At 63.1% G+C, this 26,093-nt stretch carries 24 protein-coding genes and 1 pseudogene; 15 read left to right on the top strand and 10 right to left on the bottom strand.

Annotated features, from left to right (window positions below; all coding sequences use genetic code 11):
- Positions 1 to 485 precede the first annotated feature (485 nt).
- Together QRN22_RS12580 and QRN22_RS12585 are read right to left on the bottom strand one after the other, a co-directional pair.
- Positions 486 to 1,127 carry a UPF0149 family protein gene (locus QRN22_RS12580; protein ID WP_042552755.1) on the bottom strand — a complete coding sequence of 214 codons (642 nt, stop codon included), beginning with the start codon at positions 1,125 to 1,127 and terminating at the stop codon, positions 486 to 488.
- Between the two features lie 81 nt (positions 1,128 to 1,208).
- Positions 1,209 to 2,090 (bottom strand): LysR family transcriptional regulator, encoded by an 882-nt coding sequence (locus QRN22_RS12585; RefSeq protein ID WP_197076963.1) that lies wholly within the window; start codon positions 2,088 to 2,090, stop codon positions 1,209 to 1,211.
- Positions 2,091 to 2,277: 187 nt separating this feature from the next.
- Here QRN22_RS12585 and QRN22_RS12590 point away from each other — a divergent pair, with 187 nt between their 5' ends.
- From QRN22_RS12590 to QRN22_RS12600, 3 genes are all read left to right on the top strand, one after another.
- Complete coding sequence (locus tag QRN22_RS12590; RefSeq protein ID WP_042552753.1) at positions 2,278 to 3,261, top strand: MBL fold metallo-hydrolase; 984 nt, start codon at positions 2,278 to 2,280, stop codon at positions 3,259 to 3,261.
- A gap of 190 nt (positions 3,262 to 3,451) precedes the next feature.
- Positions 3,452 to 5,455: a peptidase U32 family protein gene (locus QRN22_RS12595; RefSeq protein WP_042552752.1), complete on the top strand. Its 2,004-nt coding sequence runs from the start codon at positions 3,452 to 3,454 to the stop codon at positions 5,453 to 5,455.
- Between the two features lie 142 nt (positions 5,456 to 5,597).
- Positions 5,598 to 6,656: a hypothetical protein gene (locus tag QRN22_RS12600; protein WP_042552751.1), complete on the top strand. Its 1,059-nt coding sequence runs from the start codon at positions 5,598 to 5,600 to the stop codon at positions 6,654 to 6,656.
- 48 nt (positions 6,657 to 6,704) lie between these two features.
- Here the strand turns inward: QRN22_RS12600 and QRN22_RS12605 are convergent, their stop codons facing one another.
- Entirely contained in the window at positions 6,705 to 7,604 is a 900-nt protein-coding gene (locus QRN22_RS12605; RefSeq protein ID WP_042552750.1) for a DMT family transporter, read from the bottom strand.
- Between the two features lie 131 nt (positions 7,605 to 7,735).
- Here QRN22_RS12605 and QRN22_RS12610 point away from each other — a divergent pair, with 131 nt between their 5' ends.
- On the top strand, positions 7,736 to 8,173 hold the full coding sequence (locus QRN22_RS12610) for an Lrp/AsnC family transcriptional regulator (RefSeq protein ID WP_042552749.1): 438 nt from the start codon (positions 7,736 to 7,738) through the stop codon (positions 8,171 to 8,173).
- Positions 8,174 to 8,230: 57 nt separating this feature from the next.
- On the opposite strand, the gene QRN22_RS26610 is transcribed toward QRN22_RS12610, so the two are convergent.
- Both QRN22_RS26610 and QRN22_RS26615 read right to left on the bottom strand, forming a co-directional pair.
- The gene (locus QRN22_RS26610) at positions 8,231 to 8,788 is read right to left on the bottom strand and encodes a methyl-accepting chemotaxis protein (protein WP_413694638.1); all 558 of its coding nucleotides are present in this window, start codon (positions 8,786 to 8,788) and stop codon (positions 8,231 to 8,233) included.
- Positions 8,768 to 9,601 (bottom strand): annotated as a pseudogene (locus tag QRN22_RS26615) (PAS domain-containing protein); the annotation flags it as partial. The gene QRN22_RS26610 and the pseudogene QRN22_RS26615, both read right to left, overlap by 21 nt.
- Positions 9,602 to 9,839: 238 nt before the next feature.
- Here QRN22_RS26615 and QRN22_RS12620 point away from each other — a divergent pair.
- Together QRN22_RS12620 and QRN22_RS12625 are read left to right on the top strand one after the other, a co-directional pair.
- The gene (locus tag QRN22_RS12620; RefSeq protein ID WP_042552747.1) at positions 9,840 to 10,265 is read left to right on the top strand and encodes a thiol-disulfide oxidoreductase DCC family protein; all 426 of its coding nucleotides are present in this window, start codon (positions 9,840 to 9,842) and stop codon (positions 10,263 to 10,265) included.
- Positions 10,258 to 10,614 (top strand): DoxX-like family protein, encoded by a 357-nt coding sequence (locus QRN22_RS12625; protein WP_042552746.1) that lies wholly within the window; start codon positions 10,258 to 10,260, stop codon positions 10,612 to 10,614. Before QRN22_RS12620 ends, QRN22_RS12625 begins: the two co-directional genes overlap by 8 nt.
- A 6-nt stretch (positions 10,615 to 10,620) precedes the next feature.
- On the opposite strand, the gene QRN22_RS12630 is transcribed toward QRN22_RS12625, so the two are convergent.
- The 3 genes from QRN22_RS12630 to QRN22_RS12640 all read right to left on the bottom strand — a co-directional run bounded on the left by QRN22_RS12630 (position 10,621) and on the right by QRN22_RS12640 (position 13,930).
- The gene (locus QRN22_RS12630) at positions 10,621 to 11,205 is read right to left on the bottom strand and encodes an eCIS core domain-containing protein (protein ID WP_042552745.1); all 585 of its coding nucleotides are present in this window, start codon (positions 11,203 to 11,205) and stop codon (positions 10,621 to 10,623) included.
- 286 nt (positions 11,206 to 11,491) lie between these two features.
- Positions 11,492 to 12,889, bottom strand: a complete 1,398-nt coding sequence (gene hglS, locus QRN22_RS12635; protein WP_042552744.1) for a 2-oxoadipate dioxygenase/decarboxylase HglS — start codon at positions 12,887 to 12,889, stop codon at positions 11,492 to 11,494.
- A gap of 132 nt (positions 12,890 to 13,021) precedes the next feature.
- Positions 13,022 to 13,930: a LysR substrate-binding domain-containing protein gene (locus tag QRN22_RS12640; protein WP_042552887.1), complete on the bottom strand. Its 909-nt coding sequence runs from the start codon at positions 13,928 to 13,930 to the stop codon at positions 13,022 to 13,024.
- A gap of 197 nt (positions 13,931 to 14,127) precedes the next feature.
- Between QRN22_RS12640 and amaB the strand changes: the two genes are divergently transcribed.
- The 3 genes from amaB (at position 14,128) to QRN22_RS12655 (ending at position 17,719) form a co-directional block, all read left to right on the top strand.
- Positions 14,128 to 15,618, top strand: a complete 1,491-nt coding sequence (gene amaB / locus QRN22_RS12645; RefSeq protein WP_042552743.1) for an L-piperidine-6-carboxylate dehydrogenase — start codon at positions 14,128 to 14,130, stop codon at positions 15,616 to 15,618.
- 13 nt (positions 15,619 to 15,631) lie between these two features.
- Positions 15,632 to 16,918 carry an L-pipecolate oxidase gene (gene amaA / locus QRN22_RS12650; RefSeq protein ID WP_042552742.1) on the top strand — a complete coding sequence of 429 codons (1,287 nt, stop codon included), beginning with the start codon at positions 15,632 to 15,634 and terminating at the stop codon, positions 16,916 to 16,918.
- 255 nt (positions 16,919 to 17,173) lie between these two features.
- A complete protein-coding gene (locus tag QRN22_RS12655; RefSeq protein WP_042552741.1) occupies positions 17,174 to 17,719 on the top strand; it encodes a GNAT family N-acetyltransferase in 546 nt (181 codons plus the stop codon).
- 16 nt (positions 17,720 to 17,735) lie between these two features.
- Here the strand turns inward: QRN22_RS12655 and QRN22_RS12660 are convergent, their stop codons facing one another.
- Positions 17,736 to 18,926, bottom strand: a complete 1,191-nt coding sequence (locus tag QRN22_RS12660) for a sugar transporter (RefSeq protein ID WP_042552740.1) — start codon at positions 18,924 to 18,926, stop codon at positions 17,736 to 17,738.
- A 456-nt stretch (positions 18,927 to 19,382) separates the two neighbouring features.
- Complete coding sequence (locus QRN22_RS12665) at positions 19,383 to 20,099, bottom strand: UTRA domain-containing protein (RefSeq protein ID WP_042552739.1); 717 nt, start codon at positions 20,097 to 20,099, stop codon at positions 19,383 to 19,385.
- 314 nt (positions 20,100 to 20,413) lie between these two features.
- Between QRN22_RS12665 and QRN22_RS12670 the strand changes: the two genes are divergently transcribed.
- From QRN22_RS12670 to QRN22_RS12695, 6 genes are all read left to right on the top strand, one after another.
- Positions 20,414 to 21,472 (top strand): ABC transporter substrate-binding protein, encoded by a 1,059-nt coding sequence (locus tag QRN22_RS12670; protein WP_042552738.1) that lies wholly within the window; start codon positions 20,414 to 20,416, stop codon positions 21,470 to 21,472.
- Between the two features lie 121 nt (positions 21,473 to 21,593).
- Positions 21,594 to 22,400, top strand: a complete 807-nt coding sequence (locus QRN22_RS12675) for an alkaline phosphatase family protein (protein ID WP_042552737.1) — start codon at positions 21,594 to 21,596, stop codon at positions 22,398 to 22,400.
- Complete coding sequence (locus QRN22_RS12680; protein ID WP_042552736.1) at positions 22,397 to 23,245, top strand: ABC transporter permease; 849 nt, start codon at positions 22,397 to 22,399, stop codon at positions 23,243 to 23,245. Before QRN22_RS12675 ends, QRN22_RS12680 begins: the two co-directional genes overlap by 4 nt.
- 139 nt (positions 23,246 to 23,384) lie before the next feature.
- The gene (locus QRN22_RS12685) at positions 23,385 to 24,173 is read left to right on the top strand and encodes an ABC transporter permease (RefSeq protein ID WP_042552735.1); all 789 of its coding nucleotides are present in this window, start codon (positions 23,385 to 23,387) and stop codon (positions 24,171 to 24,173) included.
- Positions 24,170 to 25,156: an ABC transporter ATP-binding protein gene (locus QRN22_RS12690; protein WP_042552734.1), complete on the top strand. Its 987-nt coding sequence runs from the start codon at positions 24,170 to 24,172 to the stop codon at positions 25,154 to 25,156. The genes QRN22_RS12685 and QRN22_RS12690 overlap by 4 nt, the downstream gene beginning before the upstream one ends.
- A 265-nt stretch (positions 25,157 to 25,421) precedes the next feature.
- Complete coding sequence (locus QRN22_RS12695) at positions 25,422 to 26,075, top strand: HAD family hydrolase (RefSeq protein ID WP_042552733.1); 654 nt, start codon at positions 25,422 to 25,424, stop codon at positions 26,073 to 26,075.
- The last annotated feature ends 18 nt before the right edge of the window (positions 26,076 to 26,093 follow it).

The raw sequence follows: 26,093 nt of genomic DNA on the forward strand, positions 1-26,093 counted from the left end.
ATAACATCGCCGCATCCGCGCTGCCAGTGTAGGAGCCCGCTTGCGGGCGATGCGTGGGTGGCCATCCAGCAGAATCGGCAGTGACGCCGCCATTCGCCGCGGGGTCGCGGTTCCTACGAGGCCCAGTGGATCATCAACTCGGTAGGAGCCCCGCCCCCGGGGCGAATCGATTGCGGCCGTCAGGCAATCTGCCGGTTCGCTTACCAATCGCCGGCAAGCCGGCTCCTACGGTCCGGTACCCCGATAACATCGCCGCATCCGCGCTGCCCGTGTAGGAGCCCGCTTGCGGGCGATGCGTTAGTGGTCATCCAGCAGAATCGACAGTGACGCCGCCATTCGCCGCGGGGTCGCGGCTCCTGGGTCATCAACTCGGTAGGAGCCCCGCCCCCGGGGCGAATCGATTGCGGCCATTCGGCAAACTGCCGGTTTGCTTACCAATCGCCGGCAAGCCGGCGCCTATGCAGATGATGCCCGGGGCGAGCTCACTACATGCAGCATTGCTTGTATTTCTTGCCGCTGCCGCAGGTGCATGGGTCGTTACGGCCAACCTTGGTTTCGTCCCGACGTACCGGCAGCAACGGTTCGAGATGTTCCTGCCAGTAAGCGTAGATCGCCACCGCAGCTGGTTCGAGGGTGGCGACGGAGGCATCGTACTCATCGTCTGACATGGCATTGAGCGCTTCCGAGCCGCTCTCCGCACCGTGCAGAATGATCACCGCCAACGAGGCTTCCAGCGCCTCGGGCAACCCGTCATCCAGCCAACCGGCAGTATTCGCGCCATGCAGGTAACCCGCACACCACTCGGAAACGATGAGCTTTTCACCCTTGCCGTTGTTGTCGGCCAGGAAGATCGCCTCGTAATCGTCCGGCTCTTCGCCAAGCATGTAAGCCGCTTCGCTCATCAGTTCGATGGCCAGCTTCCTGAAGGTTTCCGCCTCCTTGTCGCTTGGCCAGCGGGGCAGTTTGTCGGCCCAGATGGCCGGATACCAGACCCCCGGGTCGATCTGCCGCGGCCCGGAGACGATCCCGGCAAAGAAACCATCCAGCTCGCTGGCGGACAGAACGGAATCATCGTTGCCGTACTTGAGCAGCAACTGGTCGAGCTTTTCGAGCCCCTTGTTATCCATCGAAAACGCTCCCCGGCAAAAAAGGCCGCTAATGTCCCACAGTTAGCCATCGCCCAAAAGCCTTGCCGGCAATTGTGCCGATCAATGCCCTGCCGTGATGGCTTCGATGAAGCGCTCACGCAGCCAGATCGACCCCGGATCATGGTGCGCCCTCGGGTGCCAGGCCATCGAAAACTGGAACTGAGGAATATCGAATGGCAGGTCGACCACTTCGAGCAGGGAATCGTAACGAGCCAGCAAGCGGCTTGGCATGGTTGCCACCTGATCACTGTGCGCCAGTACCAAGGCGACCTGGTTGTAGCTGGGCACGGCCATGGCGACGTGGCGTACACGCCCCAGATCCGCTAGAACATCGTCGATGGCGGTATGAAAATGCGCCCGTTGCGACACGATCACATGCTGCAGCTGGCAGTACTCAGCCAGGGTCGGCACCACCTTGCCACGCGGGTGGCCAATGCGCTGGGCCATCAGGAAGTGATCGCTCTTGAGGAAGCGAATCTTCAATACATCCGGAATCCTGGCCGCATCACCGAGAAACAGATCGACTTCACCGCGCGCCATGCGCTCGACCAAACCTTCTTCGCTCGCCGGTATCGAGGCAATGCGCAGTCCCGGGTTTTGCAACGCTGCGGCCTGAGCCATTACCGAGAGCCCGGCGATGGTGAATACGTTGTCGTTGGCAGCGATGACGAAGGTTCGCCGCGAGGTTGCGGGGACGAACTCGCTGTCGCTCACCACCGCCTCACGCAGGCCTGCCAGCGCCTGGCCAAGCGGCCCGCGCAGCTCCAGCGCTCGCGGGGTCGGCACCATACCGCGCCCGTTGCTGGATGGCATCAGCAGTGCATCGCCGAACAACATACGCAGCCGCGAAAGCTGCCCGGACAGGGTCGACTGGCTGATATTCAGACGCCGGGCGGCGCGGGTGACATTCTGCTCTTCCAGCAGCACGTCAAGCGAGATCAACAGGGGAAGCTCCGAGCGTCTGATATCCAAATCACCAATACCTCGTATGGAATCTGCCCACTAACACCCCTGAGCCTGGCGGCGTTAGCTTAGCAGCACCAGAGAAAACAACCTATGTTGGCTTACAGGCATCCTTAATACCGATACCTGATCGAGCCCGAGCGAACCAATCGACAACGGAGCATTCATGTCTCGCACGCCCCTCGCCCTCCTCCTCAGCGCCCTGACCCTTGCCACTGCAGGCGCGCTCCCCGCCCATGCTGCACAACCGGCGCTGGCAGCGAGCGCAACAACCGAGCAGGCCACCCAGGCCGGTTACTACCGCTTCAATGTCGGTGAGCTGCAGGTCACGGCACTGAGCGACGGTTCGGTTCCGGTGGACAGCCATGCGCTGCTCAAGGGACTGTCCACCGAGCAGATCGACAAACTGCTCGCGCGCGGCTTCCAGACCAATCCGGTGGAAACCTCGATCAACGCCTTTCTGATCGACACTGGCAAGCGTCTGGTGCTCGTCGATACTGGCGCAGGCACTCTTTTCGGCGCCCACACCGGCGGCAGGCTGCTAGGCAGCCTCTCGCGGATCGGCGTGAAGCCGGAGCAGATCGATGACATTCTCATCACCCACCTGCACAGCGACCACAGCGGTGGCCTGGTTCAGGGCGGGCAGATCGTGTTCCCCAATGCCGTGGTGCATGTGGCCAAGAGCGATATCGACTATTTCCTGGCCGCCGACCGCCAAAACGGCGTACCCGGTTATGACAAGTCCTACTTCAAGATCGCCAGCGACAGCATCTCGCCCTACCTGGCATCGGGTCAGGTGAAAACCTTCGAGGGCAGCAGTGAAGTGCTGCCAGGAATCACCACGATCCCGGCTCCAGGCCATACGCCTGGGCACAGCAACTTCCGCCTGAAGAATGGGGAAGACAGCATCACCTTTATCGGCGACCTGGTGCATGTCTATGCCGTGCAGATGCCCAACCCTAAGGTCACCATCGATTTCGACCTCGACCAACCGAGTGCCTCCGCCCAGCGCAAGAACCGCTTCGATGCCTTCGTCGCACAGCGCGAGCGCATTGCCGCTGCTCACCTGCCTTATCCCGGCATCGGCCATCTACGCCAGGACGGCCAGGGCTATGCCTTCGTACCGGTGGATTATCGTTTCCGGCCGTAGTGCTCCTAGCTTTCCAGGGCAGGACGGCACCTAAACGACCTGCGAGGGCTGCAGAGTTGTGCAGGCTCGGCGCCTGCTGGCAGGGCTGGCCGCCGGCTACAGGCAACCAACCGGCGGCTCGGGGTGCCCTCCGCCCCGCAGGCCGGTACAATGCGCACCTCGACCGTGCTCAGCCCTATAAAGAAAAAACATGTCCTTGCCCAAGAACCACCTGGAACTGCTCAGCCCTGCCCGTGATGTCAGCATCGCCCGCGAGGCCATCCTGCATGGCGCCGACGCCATCTACATCGGCGGCCCGAGCTTCGGCGCACGGCACAACGCGTGCAACGATGTCAGCGATATCGCCGGGCTCGTGGAGTTCGCCCGCCGCTATCACGCCCGGGTGTTCACCACCATCAACACCATCCTGCATGACGATGAGCTGGAGCCAGCACGCACGCTGATCCACCAGCTCTACGACGCGGGCGTGGATGCATTGATCGTGCAGGACCTGGGCGTGCTGGATCTGGACATTCCGCCGATCGAGCTGCACGCCAGCACGCAGACGGACATCCGTACCCTGGGCAGGGCCAAGTTCCTCGATCAGGCCGGTTTCTCGCAACTGGTCCTGGCCCGCGAGCTGAACCTGCAGGAAATCCGCGCCATCGCCGATGAAACCGATGCAGCCATCGAATTCTTCATCCATGGCGCGCTGTGCGTGGCCTTCTCCGGGCAGTGCAACATTTCCCACGCCCAGAACGGCCGCAGCGCCAACCGCGGCGACTGCTCCCAGGCCTGTCGCCTGCCCTACACCCTGAAGGACGATCAGGGTCGCGTGGTAGCCTTCGAGAAGCATCTGCTGTCGATGAAGGACAACAACCAGAGCGCCAACCTGCGCGCGCTGGTCGAAGCTGGCGTGCGTTCGTTCAAGATCGAAGGCCGCTACAAGGACATGGGCTACGTGAAGAACATCACTGCCTACTACCGCCAGCGTCTCGACGACATCCTCGAAGACCGCCCGGATCTCGCCCGTGCCTCGAGCGGCCGCACGGCGCATTTCTTCCTGCCCGACCCGGACAAGACCTTCCACCGCGGCAGCACCGACTACTTCGTCACCGACCGCAAGGTCGATATCGGCGCCTTCGATTCGCCGACCTTCACCGGGCTTTCCGTTGGCCACGTCGAGAAAGTGAACAAGCGCGACCTGATCGCCGTTACCTTTGAACCGCTGTCCAACGGTGACGGCCTCAATGTGCTGGTCAAACGCGAAGTGGTGGGCTTTCGCACCAATATTGCCGAGTTGAAAGAAGAGTTCGAAGAAGACGGCGAGAAGCGCTGGCGCTATCGCGTCGAGCCCAACGAGATGCCGGCGGGCATGTTCCGCCTGCGCCCCAACCATCCACTGAGCCGTAACCTCGACCACAACTGGCAGCAGGCACTGCTCAAGACCTCCGCAGAGCGCCGCATCGGTATCCAGTGGAAAGCAGAACTGCGCGAAGAACGCCTGACCCTGACCGCAACCAGCGAGGAAGGCCTGAGCGCCTCTGCCAGCCTGGACGGCCCGTTTGGTGCGGCCAACAAACCGGAGCAGGCCCTCGAAGGGCTGCGTGATCTGCTCACCCAACTGGGCACCACCATCTACCATGCCCAAGGCGTCGAACTGGATGCGCCCCAGGCGTTCTTCGTACCGAACTCGCAGCTCAAGAGCCTGCGCCGCGAGGCCATCGACGCGCTGACCGAAGCCCGCATCGCCGCCCACCCGCGGGGCGGGCGCAAGGCCGAAAGCACACCGCCCCCGGTTTACCCGGAGTCGCACCTGTCGTTCCTGGCCAACGTCTACAACCACAAGGCTCGCGAGTTCTACCATCGCCACGGCGTACAGTTGATCGACGCAGCCTACGAGGCCCACGAGGAACTGGGTGAAGTGCCGGTGATGATCACCAAGCACTGCCTGCGCTTCTCCTTCAACCTGTGCCCGAAACAGGCCAAGGGCGTCACCGGCGTGAAGACCAAGGTCGCACCGATGCAACTGGTACACGGCGATGAAGTGCTGACCCTGAAATTCGACTGCAAGCCTTGCGAGATGCACGTGATAGGCAAGATGAAGGGTCATATCCTCGACCTGCCACTACCCGGCAGCGCCGCGGCTCAAGTGGTCGGCCACATCACCCCGGAAGACCTGATGAAGACCGCACGCCAGCGCGGACCGCACTGAGCGAGGTGAGGGACCTGTGTAGGGTGGAACACGCTGCATCGTTCCCCTATGGTTAAGGCCAAGGCCGAACGCTACAGCGAAGAACCCAGACAGGCGGGCACACCGATGAGCCCGCCTCGACTATCGACAAGGATGTTGCCGCATGACCCGCTGGCTGGATAAACCCTCGATGGACAGCGACGAACTGATCGATCACGTGATCGAGCGTTCGCAGCGTTTCTTTGCCCGGTACTCCTCTCCTGTCGCCAAATTCTGTCCGCCATTATTCGGCTTCGCCATCTTCCTCTTCTACTTCAACCGACACGGGTTCTACCCGACCTTCGATCTGTTCCAGTTTTCCTCGTTGCTGCTGGCCGCAGCCATTCTCGGCTTCGTGCTCATCGGCACTTACGTTTTACTGCTGATGGTTCCCGGCGCCTGGCTGCACTACGGATTCACCAACTCCCCCGCCATCAAAGATGACCTGCGCTATATCCGACCGTCCAGCGACAGGCAGACCTATCGGTTTGTCGGGATTTTGATCGGCCTGGTCTACATTGCGCCATTCGCCGGCAGCGCGCTCAGCGTGATGTACGTGACAATCAACTACACGTCGCTATTTCAGCCGGCAATTTTTCTGATCCCAGCTCTGGTCACCCTGGTCTCCGGGCTGGCGGTGCAAAAGCTGCTGGAGCTGCGCAGCTACAGTTTTCTACGCTACATGTGGTCCGCCTATATTCCGGCCGTGATCGTTGCGCTCTTCAGTTTTCTGATCATTCGCGACGCAGCCACCGGCATTGACCGGATTGAGAGCGGCCTGCTGCGGGCCTGCGTCGTCTACGGCACCCCGCTCTTGATCAGTGCCTTGGCTGGACTCTGTGCCATCAGCTTCGTGGCCGGTTGGAGCTTCACCCTGCACTTCGCCACTTTCTTCGCGCTGCTGATCGCCTTCTACAGCGGTCTGTTAACCGCGTTGCCTGACAAGACCATTGGCAGCATCGGCCTGGGCAACTACCAGGCAGAACGGATCATCTTCGACGACGCGTATTGCGACGCAGAAACCAGGCAGGCGCTGGCGCTGGATGAGCGGTGCTCGCTGGAAAACGTGCATGTGGTCTGGCTGATGGGCGACACACTGTCGTTCAAGGCCACGGCAGAGAGTGACCGGTTGATCCAGGTGCCGTCTCGCTTCATCAAGCTCGTGATCAAGGCGCCCAAATGAGCCGAGTCACCCGCGTCAACGCGCCCAGCGATCACACGCGGCGGTGGCTCATCCGCCAATAGCCCTGAACGATCTCGAACGCAGCCCCCACCCCTGCTGCATACCCGCGGCGGCCAGCAGGATCGCCGCGACACCCAGCCACTGCAGCATGCTCAGTCGATGGTCGAACGCGATCCAGTCGACGGCGATCGCGGCGACCGGGTAGATGAAGGACAGCGCACCGGTCAACGCCGTGGGCAGTTTCTGAATGGCACCGTACAGCAGCACGTACATGCCGCCCGTGTGCACCACACCCAGGGTGATCAGAATCGACCAGACCTGCTCACCATGCGCAAGGCTGGAAAGGTCGACCAGCGGCGCCAGCACCAGTACGCCGACGCTGACCTGAATCAACGCGATCAGATGCGGCGGTACGCCCGACAGCTTCTTGATGATCAACGCTGCAATCGCATAGAGAAACGCTGCGCCAAGCGCCAGGCCGATGCCCAGCAGATAGTCGCCGCCCCCCTGCTCCTGGCTGCCATGGGCACCGACGATGGCGAGCATGCCCAGGAAAGACACCGACAACCATGCCAGCTTCTGCAAGGTGAGTTTCTCACCGAGAAAGATCGCCGCCAGGCCGACCAGCATGAAGGGCTGTACGTTGTACACCGCGGTGCCGATGGCGATCGAGGCGCGCGAATAGGAGGCGAACAGCAGGAGCCAGTTGCCGACGATGGCCAGGCCACTGGCAACCGCCAGCAACAGGGTGACGCGGGTCAGCAGGCCGGGGCGCAGCAAGCCCATACAGGCGCAGACCAGCAGCAAGGTCACGGCGGCGAACACGCAGCGCCAGAACACCACGTCGATCACCGGCAGGCCAGACAGCATGACCAGCCAGCCGATGGTGCCGGAAATGAGCATGGCGGCAATCATTTCCAGCGAGCCTCGATTCACTTGCTTGTCCATCAGGGAGCTCCTTTTGCAGTGCGCAAAGTATGGCAAGCGCACCGGGTGCCACTCCATGGCGAAAGAAAGGCAGAAACCCCATCCAGCCTTTACTATCATGGCACTTAGAGAAAAAAGCCTAAGGTACGACCATGACCGACGAGATCGACCATCTGCTGATCGTTGCGCTGACCGAAGACTCCCGGCGCTCGCTCAAGGCCCTGGCACAGATCAGCGGCCTGTCATCGCCAAGCGTCGCCGAGCGCCTGCGCAAGCTCGAAGAACGAGGCGTACTGAAGGGCTATGGTGTGGATATCGATCCCCGTGCCTTTGGTTACCAGCTACAGGCAATCGTGCGGATTCGCCCGCTGCCGGGGCAGTTGCATGAGGTGGAGCGGCAGATCGAGGCGACCCCGCAGTTCACCGAATGCGACAAGGTCACCGGGGAAGACTGCTTCATCGCGAAGCTTCACGTTCGCTCGATGGAGCAGTTGGACGAGATACTCGACCGCATCAACATCCATGCGGTGACCAACACCGCCATCGTCAAGAAGACCACGGTGAAGCGGCGCCTGCCGCCGATGTCGTGATAGCCATCGGCGGCACAGCGGCCGTCTTTCTCCAGCGCAGTTTCCCTGGTTGAAGAGCTACTTCAACTGGCTGGCGAAACGTTCGACCGCAGCCAGCACCTGCTTGGCGCCCTGGCGGATTTCGACGATCACGTCACCGGCCTCGTTGGCAAGCTCCAGACCCGCTTCGGCCTGGGTGCGGCTGCTGGCCATGTCACGCACGGCGGCATCCACCAGTTTCTGGTTTTCCTGAACCACGCCGACGATTTCCTCGGTGGCGTTGCTGGTGCGGCTGGCCAACTGCCGAACTTCATCGGCGACCACGGCGAAACCACGGCCCTGCTCACCGGCCCGCGCTGCCTCGATAGCGGCATTGAGCGCCAGCAGGTTGGTCTGCTGGGCGATGCTGCCGATGGTCTGCACCATGGTGCTGATCAGCACTGACTGCTTGCCCAGCGCTTCGATACCCTGGGACGCGGAGGTCATCTGCTCGGAAATCCGCTGCATGGTCTGCACCGTGTCGGTGACCACCTGGGCGCCGCGCTGGGCGGTGGTGTCGGTCTGCTGGGAAATTCCGTAGGCGATACCGGCGGCGTCGTTGACCTCTTCCTCACGATTCACCTGGTCGGTGATCACCGTGGCGAACTTGACCACCTTGTAGAGCTTGTCCTGGGTGTCGTGTACCGGGTTGTAGGTCGCCTCCAGCCAGACCACCCGGCCGTGGCTGTCGATGCGTTTGAAACGGCCAGCGACGAACTCGCCACGGTTGAGGCGCTCCCAGAACTGCTTGTACTGCGGAGTATGGGTTTCCTGAGGATCGCAGAACAGGCTGTGGTGCTTGCCCTTGATACGCTCCAGGCCATACCCCATGGCCTGCAGGAACTGATCGTTGGCGGTCAGCACGTTGCCACCGAGGTCGAACTCGATCACTGCGGTGGAGCGCAGCAAGGCGTTGATGAAATCCTCGTTCTCACGTGCCCGGTTCATGCTCTCGGTAATTTCCGAGCCGAAACACTGGACCCGTCGTACCACGCCGCTCTCGTCCAGCACCGGTTGCCAGCAGGCCTGAATCCACACCAGCGCGCCATCGGCACGCAGAAAACGGTAGCGATCACTTACCGATTTGCCGGTTCGCACCGCCTCGCGCAGGTTCTTGAAGCACGGCAAGGCCTTCACGTAGGCCGGCACGATATCGGTCATCGGCCGACCGCCCAGTTGTTCGGCGCTGTAGCCGACGAAACGGGTGAAGTTGGCGTTGCAATCGATGATTCGATACTCGGGATCGACCGTCAGCATGATCATCTCGGTCTGGATACCCTGATAAAGCTGCCGCAGCAATGACAGTTCGGCATCCTTGGTCTGCAATTCTTTTTTCAAGCGACTACCGAACATGCTCTTTCTCCATAAGCAATAAGCAATCTTGTCGAAGGTCATCGGCCGCTCGGGCATTTAATTGAGCGAACTTGGTAAACGACGCGAGCGCGTGCTGCGCCTGCCATCAAGCATAGAGGCCAGGTGCGCGGCCATGATGATTTCGAAGCAAATAATGCCGCGCTGCCAGCCGGCGCAGAACGGGGGACGAATTGACATGTTTTTTCCGCCGAAGGTGCCACACGCCCATCAATACCTCGGTAACCGAGGCCGCGGTTGCGCTACTCTGGGCACATCATCGACACGGAGCTTACGCATGGCTTACCCACCCTATTTGCAGGCCGGTGATCGGGTCGTGCTGTTCGATGGCGTGTGCAAATTGTGCAATGGCTGGAGTCGCTTCCTGATCCGCCATGACCGTGCAGGCAAGCTCAAGCTGTGCAGCGTGCAATCCCCGCAAGGCCAGGCGATCCTGGCCTGGTTCGGCATGCCGCTGGACCATTTCGACACGCTGCTCTATGTCGAGGGTGATCGGGCGTTGAAGCGCAGCGACGCCATTCTGGCGATCCTTCGACAGTTGCCGGCTCCATGGCGCTGGGCGACAGTGCTAGGTGTCATACCGCGGAGCGTGCGCGACTGGGCTTACGATCCCATCGCCCGTAATCGCTACCGCCTGTTCGGGCGTCACGATCATTGCCAGATGCCTCGCCCCGAAGACCGCGAGCGCTTCCTGCATGACTGATGCCTTGTTGGCGCGCCTGACCCTGGGGGTGATCTTCATCTACCACGGCCTGGTACCGAAGCTGCTGTTTCTCAGCCCCACCGAACTGCGCATGCTCGACGCCCATGGCCTGCCTCACGCCGTGGCTGCGCTGGCAGGAGTCGCCGAGATCCTGCTGGGGCTGGCGATCCTGCTGCTGCGTCGCCAGCGCTGGCCGCTGTGGTTGGCGCTGGCAGCGCTGATCCTGTTGCTGGTGGATGTGGCGATCTTCGTTCCGGCGCTGCTGGCGGATGCGTTCAACCCGGTGACCGTCAACCTGGCGGCCAGCGTGTTGTGCGTGATAGCGCTGCGAGCCAAGCGCGCCGAGTAGGCGCGACTAGTTGCCGCCCCGCTCGCGCAACAGACGTGCAATTTCCGCCTGACGCCGATAGGCAGGTGCCTCGACCGCATTGAAATCGCGACTGTAGCGCGCGGCGAAGCCGGCGGTGCCCCACTCCCGATACTGCTGCACATGCAGCAGCTCGTGGGCCCACAGCGCGGCGTCCTGCCCGGCCATCTGCGCATCGCGAAACACGATGATATCGATCAGGGTGACGGCCTTGATGTCGGGGTTCTGCATCACGTTGCGCGCGGCGCTCAGCTCATCGAGGTCGCCTACCTTGTAGCGCACGGCGTCGAGCAATTCGGCGGCATAGAACGGCAGCAACTGGCGACGGATTTCAGCCGGAATCGGCAACGTGCCCTGGCGCGCCGCCGATTCGCGCGAGCGCAGGATCCAGCTTTCCAGTGCAGCCGCACTGATCTGCCCCGCTTGTTCCTGCATGGGACCCAGCACGCCGTTCGGGTCGGGTACGCAGATGCAACCGCCCAGGCAGACCTGGGTTTCACCGGGTGCACAGGCCAGCGCGGGGGATACCTGGAAAACCGCTAGAAGGACGAACGCCAGACCGCGTTTGAACATGGATCGCTCTCGATTACGCAAAGAGGCGACCTTGGCGTCAGCGGCGCAGAATGTCCAGCCTCTTGGAGACTGTTCCCAATCTCCATTCCGGGCGTTATCTACTTTGACTGCGACGTGGCGAAAGCGGACGGCCGACCGCCACTTGTGGGCACGGGCCATGCCCGTGATTTCGCGGGCATGGACTGGGCGTCCCCGCCCGCTCCCACAGGTACTGCATCGATGGCCGCTTTTGCCTTGTAGTTACCCGTACGCATGCCCAGAAAGATCGTGAACAGGCTCTTAGGTGTCAGCTCAGTGAGTCCAGGCCCAAAGCCTTGACGCAAGCCTGTAGCGAGCGACGCTGGGTGTCGGCGTACAGACTCAGTTCGTCCTGCACGCTGGCGCCCAGGGCTGCCTGGAAGTCCGCCTGGTTCGAGTCGACGGTGTAGTCGGTCTGCGCGCCTTCCCCGAGGTTGGACTGAAAGATCCCGGCAGCGCTGACCGGCAGAAAGTCTTCGTAAACCAGCGGCTCGAAGCGCACATGACCAGCTTCGATCAGGGCATCCAGTTGCTGCGGGCGCTCCTCCTGCAACGCCGCGGCGATACCTGCGGGCGTGGCGAAGTAGCGGAAGTAGGCCAGGCCATCGCGGCGCATGGCCTCATGATCGTCGGGGAAGGCCTGGAAGTGTTCGGCCATCAGCGCGTCGTAGCGCTCGGCATTGGCTTCGCTCGGCGTTTCGCCCAGGGCCTCGCGGGCGCTGTCGAGCAGGCGGTCGTAGAGTTCGCGACCTTTGGGCGTCAGTGCCGCGCCGCGCTGTTCGATCTCGCCGAAACGGGCGGTATGGCTACCCTGCGGGCCATCCTGGCCGACGAAGGCCACCGCCTCCTGCAGCGCCTTGAAGCTGGTCTGGCGCAGCAGGATCGGACAGTTGCGCCGCGGCGGCCCTTCGATCACCGCCTTGGCAGTGATGCCGTGGCGCGGCATGCCAGCCTGAATCGCGTCGATATCCAGGGTGCGCGGTGTCAGGTGATTGATGTGTGGCCCCTTGAACGCCACCACATCGGCGATCAGACGATGCTGGTCATGCAACCGCCGATACTGCTCGGCACTGACCGTCGCCTGGGTGTGCCAGCGGAACGTCTCCAGTGCCTCGCCGACGAACTCGTCCGCCTCGCCGGCCAGCAGGCCGCCCGCGGCCTCGCACTGCTCGATCAGCTCGATGGCACGCGGGGTGAAGATTCGTCGCCTGGCCAGCAATTCGGCGGCCATGCCGCGCAATCCGGCATCTTCGATCAGCTCCAGACGCAGCAGCGAAGTGAACACCCGGAACGGGCTGGCCTGCAGCGACGCTTCATGGGTGGCGCGAAACGCCGTGGAGTGCACCGGCACCCCTGCCGGGGCCAGGTCGTAATAGCCCACCGGCTGCATGCCCATCACCGCGAACAACCGGCGAATGGTCGACAGTTCATCGGCGGTGCCGAGGCGAATGGCACCGTGGCGCTCCACGTCCAACCGCTCGATCTCGCCGGTAACGCGCAGATGCTCGGCAACCTCGGGCTGGCCCTGCATGACCTGCGCATTGGTCTGCGCCACCAGCTCCAGCAGCTTGCCGTAGAGCGGCACTTCGCTCCGGTACAGATCGGACATGGCACGGGAAAACTGCGCACGGATACTGTCCGGGCTGACGAACGCGGAGGTGTGCATGGTGAGTGGTTTCTCCCTCGAATCAGAGCCGGCGGCCGGCTGCCACCTGATCAGGATTCTGCGCAGCCCGCCCCAGCCTGGCAACCGACATCTCGTCAGCTTTTCATTCCGCCAGGGAATGCTGCACCACGATCATCGACGCTTGGCGCTTTCCACCCCGGCCCTGTCCAGCACCCACTCGACCAGCGCCCGGACCTTCGGCAACTCCAGCGACTGCTCGGCGCAGGCGATGTAGTGCGCACCGTCGCTGACCTTCAGGTGCTGCCAGGGGATCACCAGCTTGCCTTCGGCCAGCTCGTCCTCGACCAGAAAACGCGGTACCAGAGCCACCCCACAACCGTCCTGGGCAGCGCGTATGCACATATAGAAGGTGTCGAAACGCGGGCCGTGGTAACTGTACTCGGTATCGATGCCCTGCTCGTCGAACCACTGGTGCCAGGCTTCCGGCCGTGAAGCGCATTGCAGCAATACCAGAGAGGTCAGGTCCCCGGCGCTGGTGAACGCTGCGGTTGGCAGGATCGACGGCGCGCAGACCGCGATCACGTCCTCGCCGAACAGCTCGGTGCATACCGCGCCGGGCCAGGTGCCGTTGCCGTAGAAGAACGCCACGTCGGCCTTGGCCTGGACCAGATCGAAGGGCTCCAGCTCATTGCGGATATCCAGATGAATGTTCGGGTGCGCCCTGGAAAACCCCTTGAGGTTGGGGATCAGCCAGCGCACCCCGAAGGTGGGCTGGGTCGATACCCGCAGCACCTCGGTCTCGCCACCGTAGGAAAGGATGTAGCGGCTGGAGATATCGACCTGGGTGAGGATCTTGTCGACCTCGGCCAGGTACAGCTCGCCCGCGGGGGTCAGTTGCAGGCGCCGGCGAATGCGATGGAAGAGCAGATGCTGGAGCATCTCCTCGAGTTGCGCGACCTGCTTGCTGACCGCGCTCTGGGTCAGGTGCAGCTCCTCGGCGGCACGGGTGAAGCTCATGTGCCGGGCTGCCGACTCGAAACACTGCAGGGCGGCCATGGTGGGAAGCAGGCGTTTGGACATGAACACTCCGAGAGCTCGTGCAGCGATGGTTCATTCTCCGAGGGAATGATGTGGTGCGTAAAGGTCGTTTGTTCGAAAAAAACATTCGGGTCGATACTGCGTGAAGTCACTGCAAACGACGCCCCTATTCAGAGCCTGCCGACGATCGGGCACCCAGCACGCCAGATCGTCACCAGGCTGCAACGCAGGAGAGAACGATGGTTGGTCAACTGCTAGAACGCCTCGGTGTACAACCACACACCTTTCAGGGCGGCGAACATGCCGTTTACACGCCGATCGACGGCAGCCAGATCGCCGGCGTACGCCTGGAAAGCGCCGAAGCGGTGCGCGCCAAGATCGCCACCGGCCACCAGGCGTTTCTGGCCTGGCGTGACGTGCCAGCCCCCCGGCGTGGCGAGCTGGTGCGCATCTTCGGCGAGGTGCTGCGCGAGCATAAGGCCGAACTGGGCGAACTGGTGTCCATCGAGGCCGGCAAGATCACCCAGGAAGGCCTTGGCGAAGTGCAGGAGATGATCGACATCTGCGACTTCGCCGTCGGCCTGTCGCGCCAGCTGTACGGCCTGACTATCGCCTCCGAACGTCCCGGCCACCATATGCGTGAAACCTGGCACCCGCTGGGTGTGGTCGGGGTGATCAGCGCCTTCAATTTCCCGGTCGCGGTCTGGGCCTGGAATACCACCCTGGCGCTGGTAGCCGGTAATGCGGTGATCTGGAAGCCCTCGGAAAAGACTCCGCTGACCGCCCTCGCCTCCCAGGCGCTGTTCGACAAGGCACTGAAGCGGTTCGGCGACGCGCCGCAAGGCCTGGCACAGTTGATCATCGGCGATCGTGAGGCGGGCGAGGCGCTGGTCGACGATGCTCGCGTGCCACTGATCAGCGCCACCGGCAGCACGCGCATGGGCCGCGAGGTCGGGCCGCGAGTGGCAGCGCGCTTCGGTCGCAGCATCCTCGAACTGGGCGGCAACAACGCGATGATCCTGGCGCCCAGCGCCGATCTCGACCTCGCCGTGCGCGGCATTCTGTTCAGCGCCGTCGGCACCGCCGGGCAGCGCTGCACCACGCTGCGCCGCCTGATCGCCCACCGCTCGATCAAGGACGAGGTGGTCACCCGCCTCAAGGCGGCCTACGGCAAGGTACGCATCGGCGACCCGCGCCAGGACAACCTGGTCGGCCCGCTGATGGACAAGCAGGCCTTCGACGCCATGCAGAGCGCCCTGGCCCGCGCCCGCGACGAAGGCGGCACGGTATTCGGCGGCGAGCGCCAGTTGCAGGATCGTTACCCGGATGCCTACTACGTCAGCCCGGCCATCGTCGAGATGCCCAGCCAGACCGACGTCGTACGCCATGAAACCTTCGCGCCCATCCTCTACGTGCTGAGCTACGACGAGTTCGAGGATGCCCTGCACCTGAACAATGACGTGCCCCAGGGCCTGTCGTCGTGCATCTTCACCCTCGACGTGCGCGAAGCCGAGCGCTTCCAGAGTGCTTCGGGCAGCGACTGCGGCATCGCCAACGTGAATATCGGCACCAGCGGTGCGGAAATCGGCGGCGCCTTCGGTGGCGAAAAGGAAACCGGTGGCGGTCGCGAATCCGGCTCCGACGCCTGGAAGGCCTACATGCGCCGGCAGACCAACACCGTCAATTACTCGCGCCAGCTACCCCTGGCCCAGGGCATCGTTTTCGACTGAGCGAGGTCGCGCCATGCGTCAATTGCAGCATGCCTGTCTGTGGGAAACGCTCACGCCGCGCGAATCATTGTCCGGGCCGCTGAATGGCGATGCGCAGGCAGATGTCTGCATCATCGGCGCCGGCATCACCGGGCTGTCGGCCGCCTTGCACTTGCTCGAACAGGGGCGCACGGTCTGCGTGCTCGACGCCCATGAAGTGGGCCACGGCGGCTCGGGGCGCAACGTCGGCCTGGTGAATGCCGGTACCTGGATCAAGCCCGATGATGTCGAGGCGACCCTGGGCCAGCGCCACGGCAGCCGCCTCAACGAGGTGCTCGGCCAGGCACCCGCTGCGGTGTTCGCGCAGATCCGGCGCCTCGGCATCGACTGCCAGGCACGCAACGACGGCACCCTGCACATGGCGCACAACGCCGCCGGCCTGGCCGACCTCAAGGATCGCGAAGCGCAGTGGCGGCGGCGCGGTGCCGATGTCGAACTGCTTACGGGAGCGGCCTGTGCCGACTACTGCGGCACCGACAGGATCACCGGCGCCCTGCTCGACCGCCGGGCCGGCACCATCAACCCCATGGCCTACACCATGGGCCTGGCCAGGGCGGTCATGCGCCTCGGCGGCCGCATCCACCAACACTCGCCGGTCAAGGCACTGACCCGCAGTGGTGATGCCTGGCAGGTGCGCAGCGGCCAGGGCGCGGTGAACGCGCAGAAGGTGATCATCTCCACGGGCGCCTACACCGAGGGCGAATGGACGCAGCTGCAGCGTCACTACTTCCGCGGCTATTACTACCAGGTCGCCTCGGTACCGCTGCAGGGCGCCGCGGCCGATCAGGTGCTGCGCCACGGCCAGGGCTCCTGGGACACGCGCACGGTGCTCAGCAGCATCCGCCGCGACGCCGATGGCCGCCTGCTGCTGGGCAGCATGGGGCGCGCCAACAACAAGCCGGACTGGTTCATCCGCGGCTGGGCCGACCGCATCCAGCAGCACTACTTCCCGGAGTTGGGCAAGGTCGAGTGGCAACTGCACTGGACCGGCTGCATCGACTTCACCCCCGATCACCTGATGCGCCTGTTCGAGCCTGCTCACGGGCTGGTCGCGGTCACCGGCTACAACGGCCGCGGCAACACCACCGGTACGGTGGTCGGCAAGGCCCTGGCCCAGTTCCTGTTGAGCGACGACAGCGCAGCGCTGCCCATCCCTTTCTCCCCCATGCAGGCACTGCGCGGCGCAGAGCTGCGCAGCAGCATGTACGAGACCGGTTTCTCGCTGTATCACGCCGGCCAGTGCCTGAGGGTCATTCTCTGAGCCACCTCGAAGCGGCGGTCCATAGCCCCATGATGGTCAGCCACCCTGCACGAGCTGGGCAGGCGTTGCAGGCCTGAGGCCCAATCGCCGGCGAGCCGGCTCCTGCAGGATCCGGGTTACCGCCAGTGCGTAGCAGCTGGCTTGCCGGCGATGAGAACTTGCCGTGCCCAGGCGTTGCGGCGTGAAAAGCAGGCATGACAACCGCTGCATCCATCGGCACTATCATTGGCTCATCGACAGCAATGGAATGCCAGCATGCCCCTTCCCACCCTGAGCACCCCTCGCCTGCTTCTGCAGCCTCTGCAACTGGCGGACGCCGAGCAGATTCAGCCGCTGTTCGCCCACTGGGAAGTGGTGCGCTACCTCAATAGCCGCGTGCCATGGCCCTACCCGCCCGATGGCGCGTTGACCTACCTGCGTGACGTCGCCCTGCCTGCGATGGCCAGCGGCGGCGAATGGCACTGGACGTTGCGCCCGGTCAAGGATGCCGAGCGGGTGATCGGCGTCATCAGTCTGATGGATGCGCCAGACAACAACCGGGGGTTCTGGATCGCCCCGGCCTGGCAGCGCCAGGGCCTGATGAGCGAAGCCTGTGCGGCGGTCAATCGCTACTGGTTCGAGGTGTTGGAGCGGCCGCTGATGCGTGTGCCCAAGGCCGTGGCCAACAGGGCCTCGCAACGCCTTTCGGAACGCGAGGGGATGTGCCTGGTGGAAACCGGCGAGAGCGATTACGTCTCTGGCCGGCTGCCTTCGCAGATCTGGGAAATCAGCCGTGAAGAATGGCGGCGGCAACAGAGCTGATCTGCTGCCCAACAGGCTAGAGAGGTTGCGGCTTGAGCGGCCTGGAGAAGTGATAGGTGGTCACGCAGCACAGCAGCAAACCGCCGATACCGAGCATACCGCCAACGATACCGACATTGGCCACGCCCAGCTGGCTGCTCACCAGGCTGCCGAGCAAGGCGCCGCCGCCGATGCCGATATTGAAGATGCCGGAAAACAGCGCCATGGCCACATCGGTGGCGTCCGACGCCAGGTTCAGCACCTTGGCCTGCAGCGCCAGGCCGAAGCACATCATGGCGATGCCCCAGACCACGCTGAGGGTCGCCAGGTAGGCGTGCTCGCGAGCCACTGGCAGCAGGAACAGCATGCACAGGCTCAGCACGCTGATCGCCGCGATCACGAAACCGCGCGGGTAGCGTGCGCTGTAGCGGCTGAACAGGATGGAGCCGATGATGCCCGCACAGCCGAACAACAGCAGCAGCACGGTGATCATGTCGCCAGCGATGCCCGCAACCTCCAGAGCGAACGGCTCGATGTAGGTATACGCGGTGAAGTGGGCGGTGATCACCAGCGCGGTGAGCACGTACACGGTGACCAGTGCCGGGCGCTTGAACAGCACCGGCAGGCTGCGCAGCGAGCCGGAGTTCTGGCTGGGCAGCAGCGGCAGGTTCTTCATCAGGCACAGCACCACCACGCCCGCCACCACGGCGATCACGGTAAAGGTCGTGCGCCAGCCCAGCACCTCGCCGATCACGCGGCCCAGAGGAATGCCCAGCACCATGGCCAGCGCGCTGCCGGTCGCCAGCAGGCCGAGGGCTTGCGCCTGCTTGCCTTCGGGTGCCACGCGGACCGCCAGGGACGCGGTAATCGCCCAGAACAGCGCGTGCGCCAGGGCGATCCCGATACGGCTGACCATCAGCACGCTGAAGCTCCAGGCGATGCCCGACAGGACGTGGCTGGCGATGAACAGCATGAACACGAAAGCCAGCAGCTTGCGCCGCTCGATATTACGCGTCAGCAGCATCAGCGGCAGCGACGCCAGAGCCACCACCCAGGCATAGATGGTCAGCATCAGGCCGACGCTCGCGGTTGTCATGTCGAAGCTGTGGCCGATCTGGCTCAGCAAACCCACCGGCACGAATTCGGTGGTGTTGAAGATGAAGGCGCCCAGCGCCAGTGCAATCACGCTCAGCCAGCTACCGCTATGCGCCTGCTCGGGTGTGTTCATTCGGGTGATATCCGCCCTTGGGGAACGCTTCAGCTACAACGGCCTTTCGCCCGCGGCCCGAATGGCAGCGAGCGGCTGTAGGAAGAGAACGAAAAAATGGAGCCCCCATACACGACGAACACGCACACGGCAGCTCGCGCTCCCGGGGCGATGAACGCGGGGAGTGGCGGATGCGGAGAGCGGAAAATTATAGGTATGGGGATGGCCTGCGACGGCGATTCTACGCTCGGCCAGGCACCTCGACAATACGCTCGGGAAGGCGTTGCAACGCCGGGCGATGGCCGCTCTTCAGAACGAGCATCGATTGCCGTTTACGAACGTGGAAAGAGGTAGTTTCAAGGCAGAAGCGGACATCGATGCAGTACCTGTGGGAACGGGCCATGCCCGTGATTTTTTCGCGGGCATGGCCCGCTCCCACAAGTAGAGGCCTACGAACGCGTCCTCCACTTACCAGCCCTAATCCGGCACTTCCACGCTGATATGAATCGCATCATGGCGCCAGTACTCGAGGTCGCAATCGATAAGGCGGCCGCGCTGGTCGCGGTTGACCCGGACGATGCGCAACGCCGGACTGCCGGGCGCTACCTTCAGCGCCGCGGCGGCGTCGGCATGCAGTGCGGTGGGCACCATGTCGAAACGTACCCGGCCGTAGTGCACGTCGTACTCGCTGGCATATAGCTCGGTCAGCGACCGGGTCAGGTCGTAGTCGAGGATGCCGGGAAAATAGTCGGGGTTCAGGTAATGCTCGACATACAGCACCAGACGCCCGTCGATGCGCCGCGCCCGGCGGATCTGGTAGACGCTGGACAGCCCGGACAAGCCCAGCAACTGGCAGACCTGCGAGTGGGCCGGCATCAACCGCGCACTCAATACTTCGGTGGCGGGCACCCTGCCCTGCTCGGCGACCATGGCGTGAAAGTGGGTGCGCACCAGCGGGTTGTAGGCGACCCGCGCTGGCGAGACGAACCAGCCGCGGCGCTCTTCGCGGTACACCACGCCCTGGGCTTCCAGTTGCCCCAGCGCCTCACGCAGGGTGATCCGGGTGGTGTCGAACAATTCGCTCAGGCGGCGCTCGGCCGGCAGTTTGGCACCGGCAGGCAGCAGGCCATGCTCGATCTGTTCCTGCAACGCCCGGCAAATGGTGGTGACGGCCCGTGGCGTGTCGTCGCGCATCACGCTGATTCCTTTTGGACTAGACCAGCCCCATTACGGGGCAGGTAACAGCCATCGACTGGCTGCAATGCTTGCCTGCAAGCCTAGGCAAAGCGGATGACCGGCAGATGACAGGCTGCTTTCAAGCACGCCCCATGCCAGTGGCAAGCCCGCCAATTCAAAGGCTTAACCTGGTCTACGCTTGCTGAGCGGGGCCTCGCCGAAGGCTTCGGATGTGCGCGACGGCCATACCGACACAAAACTGTCATTGGCGCCGCCTACATTGGCTTGGGTCTTGCTGATCTAGACCAACCCTCAACGCAAAGGAGTTTCCAATGAAACAACTGCTACTGGCATCGCTGATGGGCAGCGCCATCGCTCTGGCTTCCCAGGCCATGGCCGCCGAGACGGATATAACTGTACTGGAACAGGCCGCACGCAAAGAAGGCGCCGTGAACAGCGTCGGCATGCCGGACAGTTGGGCCAACTGGAAGGACACCTGGCAGGACCTGAGCGACAAGTACGGTCTCAAGCACATGGACACCGACATGAGCTCGGCCCAGGAAATCGCCAAGTTTGCCGCCGAAAAGGACAACGCCAGCGCCGATATCGGTGACGTGGGCGCCGCCTTCGGCCCGATCGCCGTGCAGCAGGGCGTGACCCAGCCCTACAAACCGACCACCTGGAGCCAGATCCCGGAGTGGGCCAAGGATGCCGACGGCCACTGGATGCTCGCCTATACCGGCTCCATCGCCTTTATCGTCAACAAGCAACTGGTCAAGGACACCCCGAAAAGCTGGGCTGACCTGAAAACCGGCAAGTACCGCGTGGCCATCGGCGACGTCAGCGCTGCTGCTCAGGCGGTGAATGGCGTGCTGGCTGCGGCCATCGCCAACGGTGGCGACGAGAAGAACATCCAGCCGGGCCTGGACTACTTCGCCGAGATCGCCGAACAGGGGCGCCTGTCGCTGGCCAACCCGACCATCCAGACCCTGGAAAAAGGCGAAGTGGAAGTCGGCATCGTCTGGGACTTCAACGGCCTGAGCTACCGCGACCAGATCGACCCGAACCGCTTCGAAGTGCTGATTCCTTCCGATGGCTCGGTGATCTCCGGTTACACCACCATCATCAACAAGTACGCCAAGAACCCCAACGCCGCCAAGCTGGCCCGCGAGTACATCCTCAGCGACGCCGGGCAGATCAACCTGGCCAAGGGCAACGCCCGCCCGATCCGCGCCGAGCACCTGACCCTGCCGGCTGAAGTGCAGGCCAAGCTGCTGCCCAACGAGCAGTACGCCAAGGTCAAGCCGATCAAGGACACCGCCGCCTGGGAAACGACCTCGAAAACCCTGCCGCAGCTGTGGCAGGAAAACGTGATCATCAATATGGAGTAAGCGAGGCCGCAGCACGTAGGGTGGACCGGGGCGCGTAGCTGACGCTTTATCCGTCCACCATTTTGATATCCCAGTGGTGGATGAAAGAAGCGTCATCCACCCTACTCCTCCAGGATTACCCATGCCGTCCAAGGTCATCCTCGTCATTCTCGACGGCCTCAATTACGAGGTCGCTCGGCATGCGCTCGGCCATCTGCAGGCGTATCGCGCCGCTGGCCGTGCTGCGCTGTACAAACTCGAGTGCGAGCTGCCTTCGCTGTCCAGGCCGCTCTACGAGTGCATTCTCACCGGCGTGACACCGATCGACAGCGGCATCGTGCACAACAACGTGGTGCGCCTGAGCCATCAACGCAGCGTGTTCCACTACGCCCGCGCCGCCGGGCTGAGCACTGCAGCTGCCGCCTATCACTGGATGAGCGAGCTGTACAACCGTGCGCCCTTCGTGGCGGCCCGTGACCGCCATACCCGTGATAGCGAGCTGCCGATCCAGCACGGACATTTCTATTACGTCGACCACTACCCGGACTCGCACCTGTTCGACGATGCCGAGAGCCTGCGCCTCGCGCATGCGCCGGACTTTCTGCTGGTGCACCCGATGAACATCGACGACGCCGGCCACAAGCACGGCCTCGACAGCAGCCAGTACCGCAACGCGGCGCGGGTCGCCGACATCCTGCTGGCCGGCTACCTGCAGACCTGGCTGGACGCAGGCTATCAGGTGCTGGTGACCGCCGACCACGGCATGAACGATGACCGCTCGCACAATGGTCTGCTGGCCGAGGAGCGTGAAGTGCCGCTGTTCGTGCTCGGCGATGCCTTCAGCCTCGACGAGACCGCGACCCCGACGCAACTGGAGCTTTGCGGCACCCTCTGCGAGCTGCTCGGCGTGCCCCATGACAAACCTTCGTGCCCGGAGTTGTTGAAATGAGCACCACCCGCAAACCACGGGGCAAATGGCTGGCACTGCTGTGCCTGCTGCCCTTCACGGTGTTCTTCATCGCCTTTCAGATCGCCCCGCTGGTATGGGTGGCGCTCAACAGCCTGAACACGCCGGATGGCTGGGGTCTGGGCAATTTCGAGAAGGCGTTTTCCTCGAAGTTCTACATGCAGGCGGTCAAGCACAGCCTGCAGATCGCTTTCTGGTCGAGCCTGTTCGGCATGCTCATCGCCATCATCGGCAGCTACTCGCTGCGCCAGGTGGATTCGAAACTGCGTGACTTCGTCATCGCCTTTTCCAACATGACCAGCAACTTCGCCGGGGTACCCCTGGCCTTCGCCTTCATCATCCTGCTCGGTTTCAACGGTGCGCTGACCCTGCTGCTGATCCAGGCCGGACTGATCGAGAGCTTCAACCTGTACTCGAAGAATGGCCTGATCGTGCTCTACACCTACTTCCAGATCCCCCTCGGCGTGCTGCTGCTCTACCCCGCCTTCGACGCCCTGCGCCAGGACTGGCGCGAGTCGGCAGCCCTGCTCGGCGCTGGTACCTGGGACTTCTGGCGGCATATCGGCCTGCCGGTGCTGACGCCGGCGCTGCTCGGCACTTTCGTGATTCTCCTGGCCAATGCCCTGGGTGCCTATGCCACGGTGTACTACCTGACCACCGGCAACTTCAACGTGCTGCCGATCCGCATCGCCGCGATGATTTCCGGGGACATTTCCCTCGATCCGAACATGGCCAGCACCCTGGCGATGATCCTCGTCGGCCTGATGGCAGCGATCACCCTCGTCCACCAGTTGCTGCTGCGAAGGAGCTACCATGTCCCGCGCTAACAGGCCGTTTAAAAACGTAGGCGAGGCCGCCGATGCGAGGCAAAAACAGGCGAAAAAGCGGAGTTTACTAAAAGTAAATGAGCATTTTGAGCCTGGTTTTAACGAAGCAGCGGCAACGCAGGTAGTTTTTAAACCGCCTGTGAAAGTGCCTGCTGCCAGCCTTTACCACCGCGTGGTGGTCTGGGTGCTGTTCCTGATCCTGCTGCTGCCGCTGGCCGGCACCCTGCTCTACTCGCTGTCCACCAGTTGGTCGGCAACCATCCTGCCGGACGGCCTGACGTTCAAGTGGTACCTGGAGCTCTGGGGAGAGCCGCGCTTCCTCAAGGCGTTCGGCCAATCGCTGCTGGTCTGCTTCGGCGCCCTGGCACTCTCGGTGCTGTTGATCCTGCCGCTGCTGTTCGTCGTGCACTACCACTTCCCCAAGCTCGATGCGCTGATGAACGTGCTGATCCTGCTGCCGTTCGCCGTGCCGCCGGTGGTGTCCGCCGTGGGCCTGCTGCAGCTCTATGGCTCCGGCCCGCTGGCCATGGTCGGCACGCCGTGGATCCTGATCGGCTGCTACTTCACCATCGCCCTGCCGTTCATGTACCGGGCCATCACCAACAACCTGCAGGCGATCAACCTGCGTGACCTGATGGACGCCGCCCATCTGCTCGGCGCCAGCACCTGGAAAGCCGCCTTTCTGGTGGTGCTGCCCAACCTGCGCAAGGGTTTGATGGTGTCGCTGTTCCTGTCCTTCAGCTTCCTGTTCGGCGAGTTCGTGTTCGCCAACCTGCTGGTCGGCACACGCTATGAAACCCTGCAGGTCTACCTCAACAACATGAAGAACAGCAGTGGCCACTTCAACAGCGCCCTGGTGATCTCCTACTTCTTTTTCGTCCTGGTGTTCACCTGGGCGGCCAATCGACTGAACAGGGACAAGGCATGAGCTTCCTGAGCATCCAGAACCTGCACAAAAGCTACGGCGGCACCTCGATCTTCAGCGACATCAACGCCGAGATCGAGCAAGGCGAATTCGTCACGCTGCTGGGCCCATCGGGCTGCGGCAAATCCACCCTGCTGCGCTGCATCGCCGGCCTCACCGAGGTCAACGGTGGCAAGATCCTGCTCGCCGGCGAAGACCTGGTGCCCCTGGCGCCACAGAAGCGCGGCATCGGCATGGTGTTCCAGAGCTACGCGCTGTTCCCCAACATGACCGCCGCGCAGAACGTCGCTTTCGGCCTGCGCATGCAGAAGATCGGCAAGGACGAATCCGCCGGGCGCGTGCAGGAAGCCCTGGCCATGGTCGAGCTTGGCGACTATGCCGACCGCTACCCGCATCAGCTCTCCGGTGGCCAGTGCCAACGCGTCGCCCTGGCCCGCTCGCTGGTCACCCGCCCACGCCTGCTACTGCTCGACGAACCGCTGTCGGCGCTCGATGCACGCATCCGCAAACACCTGCGCGAGCAGATCCGCAGCATCCAGCAGGAGCTTGGTCTGACCACGATTTTCGTCACTCACGATCAGGAAGAGGCGCTGGTGATGAGCGACCGTATCTTCCTGATGAACGCCGGGCGCATCGTCCAGAGCGGCGACGCGGAAACCCTCTACACCGCTCCCGCCAACGCCTTCGCGGCCGGCTTCATCGGCAACTACAACCTGCTCGACGCGGCCACCGCCAGCCGCCTGCTCGGCTATCCGGTCAGCAGCCAGGTGGCCATCCGCCCGGAAGCCATCGTGCTCGGCCAGGGCACCATCGCAGCGCGGATTCGCAGTCACAGCCTGCTCGGTAATATCATTCGCTACCGGGTGGAAGCCGAAGGCGTGGAGCTGCTGGTCGACGTGCTCAATCGCAGCGCCGACGACCTGCATGCCGACGGCCATCCGGTCTCATTGGATATCGCGGCGAATGCCGTAAAAGAGGTGGGATAGGGTCTGTTCACCTTTCAGCACAAGCCGCGTTGCAGCGAGAACTTTCACCCGGTTAGGCGCAAGACGCAGGCAATGGCTGAACCAGCTTCACATCGTGTCACGACAGCGGGTGAAACTTCCCGCGCAACCCCTTGGGACGGGCCTATTTTTTCGCGATACTGCGTTTCTCGCTGACTCATTTGGCCCACCAAACTTCGCAGCTTGCGCCTTGCCTCGCAAAAGAATAGGCGCCGGCGCGGTCGTACTGAAAGGAAAACAGACCCTCATGGCCCTGGCAATTTTCGATCTCGACGAAACCCTGATCAATGGCGACTGTGCCAGCTTGTGGAGCGAGCACATGGCAACGCTCGGCTGGGTCGACGGAGAAAGCTTCATCGCCAAGGATCATCAGCTGATGGCGCTGTACGCCGAAGGCAAACTGGCGATGGAGGACTACATGACCTTCAGCCTGTCGCCGCTGGTGGGGCGCACGCCGGAAGAAGTCGCCTTCGTCGTCGAGCCCTTCGTGGAAGACGTGATCGAACCGATCTTCTTCAGCGACGCCACCCGCTGCCTGGCCAACCACCGCGCGGCCGGCGACCGCATCCTGATCATCTCCGCCTCGGCGCACTTTCTGGTCAGCGCCATCGCCGAACGGCTCAAGGTCGAGGAAGTGCTGGCCATCGACCTGCACGAGGAGTACGGCCACTACAGTGGCAAGACCGTGGGCGTGCTGACCTACCGTGAAGGCAAGGTCACCCGCCTGCATGCCTGGCTGGAAGAACACGGTGAAAGCCTGGAAGGCGCCTACTTCTACTCCGACTCACGCAACGACCTGCCGCTGTTGCAACGGGTCGACAAGCCCCACGCGGTGAACCCCGATCCGGCACTGCGCGAGCATGCCGAGCGCGAAGGCTGGCCGATCCTGAGCTGGTCTTGAAGTCGCTTGGAAGCTGCT

The organism is Pseudomonas sp. MEJ086, assembly GCF_030209025.1.
Classification (GTDB): Bacteria; Pseudomonadota; Gammaproteobacteria; order Pseudomonadales; family Pseudomonadaceae; genus Aquipseudomonas; species Aquipseudomonas fulva_A.

Excerpts from the sequence above, each read along its gene's own strand:
- QRN22_RS12680 (WP_042552736.1), top strand. The coding sequence starts at position 22,397 with ATGAGCACCACCCGCAAACCACGGGGCAAATGGCTGGCACTGCTGTGC.
- amaA (WP_042552742.1), top strand. The coding sequence starts at position 15,632 with ATGCGTCAATTGCAGCATGCCTGTCTGTGGGAAACGCTCACGCCGCGC.
- QRN22_RS12595 (WP_042552752.1), top strand. The coding sequence starts at position 3,452 with ATGTCCTTGCCCAAGAACCACCTGGAACTGCTCAGCCCTGCCCGTGAT.
- QRN22_RS12665 (WP_042552739.1), bottom strand. The coding sequence starts at position 20,099 with ATGCGCGACGACACGCCACGGGCCGTCACCACCATTTGCCGGGCGTTG.
- QRN22_RS12630 (WP_042552745.1), bottom strand. The coding sequence starts at position 11,205 with ATGTTCAAACGCGGTCTGGCGTTCGTCCTTCTAGCGGTTTTCCAGGTA.
- QRN22_RS12660 (WP_042552740.1), bottom strand. The coding sequence starts at position 18,926 with ATGAACACACCCGAGCAGGCGCATAGCGGTAGCTGGCTGAGCGTGATT.
- QRN22_RS12600 (WP_042552751.1), top strand. The coding sequence starts at position 5,598 with ATGACCCGCTGGCTGGATAAACCCTCGATGGACAGCGACGAACTGATC.
- QRN22_RS12590 (WP_042552753.1), top strand. The coding sequence starts at position 2,278 with ATGTCTCGCACGCCCCTCGCCCTCCTCCTCAGCGCCCTGACCCTTGCC.
- QRN22_RS12625 (WP_042552746.1), top strand. The coding sequence starts at position 10,258 with ATGACTGATGCCTTGTTGGCGCGCCTGACCCTGGGGGTGATCTTCATC.
- amaB (WP_042552743.1), top strand. The coding sequence starts at position 14,128 with ATGGTTGGTCAACTGCTAGAACGCCTCGGTGTACAACCACACACCTTT.
- QRN22_RS12605 (WP_042552750.1), bottom strand. The coding sequence starts at position 7,604 with ATGGACAAGCAAGTGAATCGAGGCTCGCTGGAAATGATTGCCGCCATG.
- QRN22_RS12580 (WP_042552755.1), bottom strand. The coding sequence starts at position 1,127 with ATGGATAACAAGGGGCTCGAAAAGCTCGACCAGTTGCTGCTCAAGTAC.
- QRN22_RS12695 (WP_042552733.1), top strand. The coding sequence starts at position 25,422 with ATGGCCCTGGCAATTTTCGATCTCGACGAAACCCTGATCAATGGCGAC.
- hglS (WP_042552744.1), bottom strand. The coding sequence starts at position 12,889 with ATGCACACCTCCGCGTTCGTCAGCCCGGACAGTATCCGTGCGCAGTTT.
- QRN22_RS12675 (WP_042552737.1), top strand. The coding sequence starts at position 21,594 with ATGCCGTCCAAGGTCATCCTCGTCATTCTCGACGGCCTCAATTACGAG.
- QRN22_RS12670 (WP_042552738.1), top strand. The coding sequence starts at position 20,414 with ATGAAACAACTGCTACTGGCATCGCTGATGGGCAGCGCCATCGCTCTG.
- QRN22_RS12655 (WP_042552741.1), top strand. The coding sequence starts at position 17,174 with ATGCCCCTTCCCACCCTGAGCACCCCTCGCCTGCTTCTGCAGCCTCTG.
- QRN22_RS12640 (WP_042552887.1), bottom strand. The coding sequence starts at position 13,930 with ATGTCCAAACGCCTGCTTCCCACCATGGCCGCCCTGCAGTGTTTCGAG.
- QRN22_RS12610 (WP_042552749.1), top strand. The coding sequence starts at position 7,736 with ATGACCGACGAGATCGACCATCTGCTGATCGTTGCGCTGACCGAAGAC.
- QRN22_RS12620 (WP_042552747.1), top strand. The coding sequence starts at position 9,840 with ATGGCTTACCCACCCTATTTGCAGGCCGGTGATCGGGTCGTGCTGTTC.
- QRN22_RS12690 (WP_042552734.1), top strand. The coding sequence starts at position 24,170 with ATGAGCTTCCTGAGCATCCAGAACCTGCACAAAAGCTACGGCGGCACC.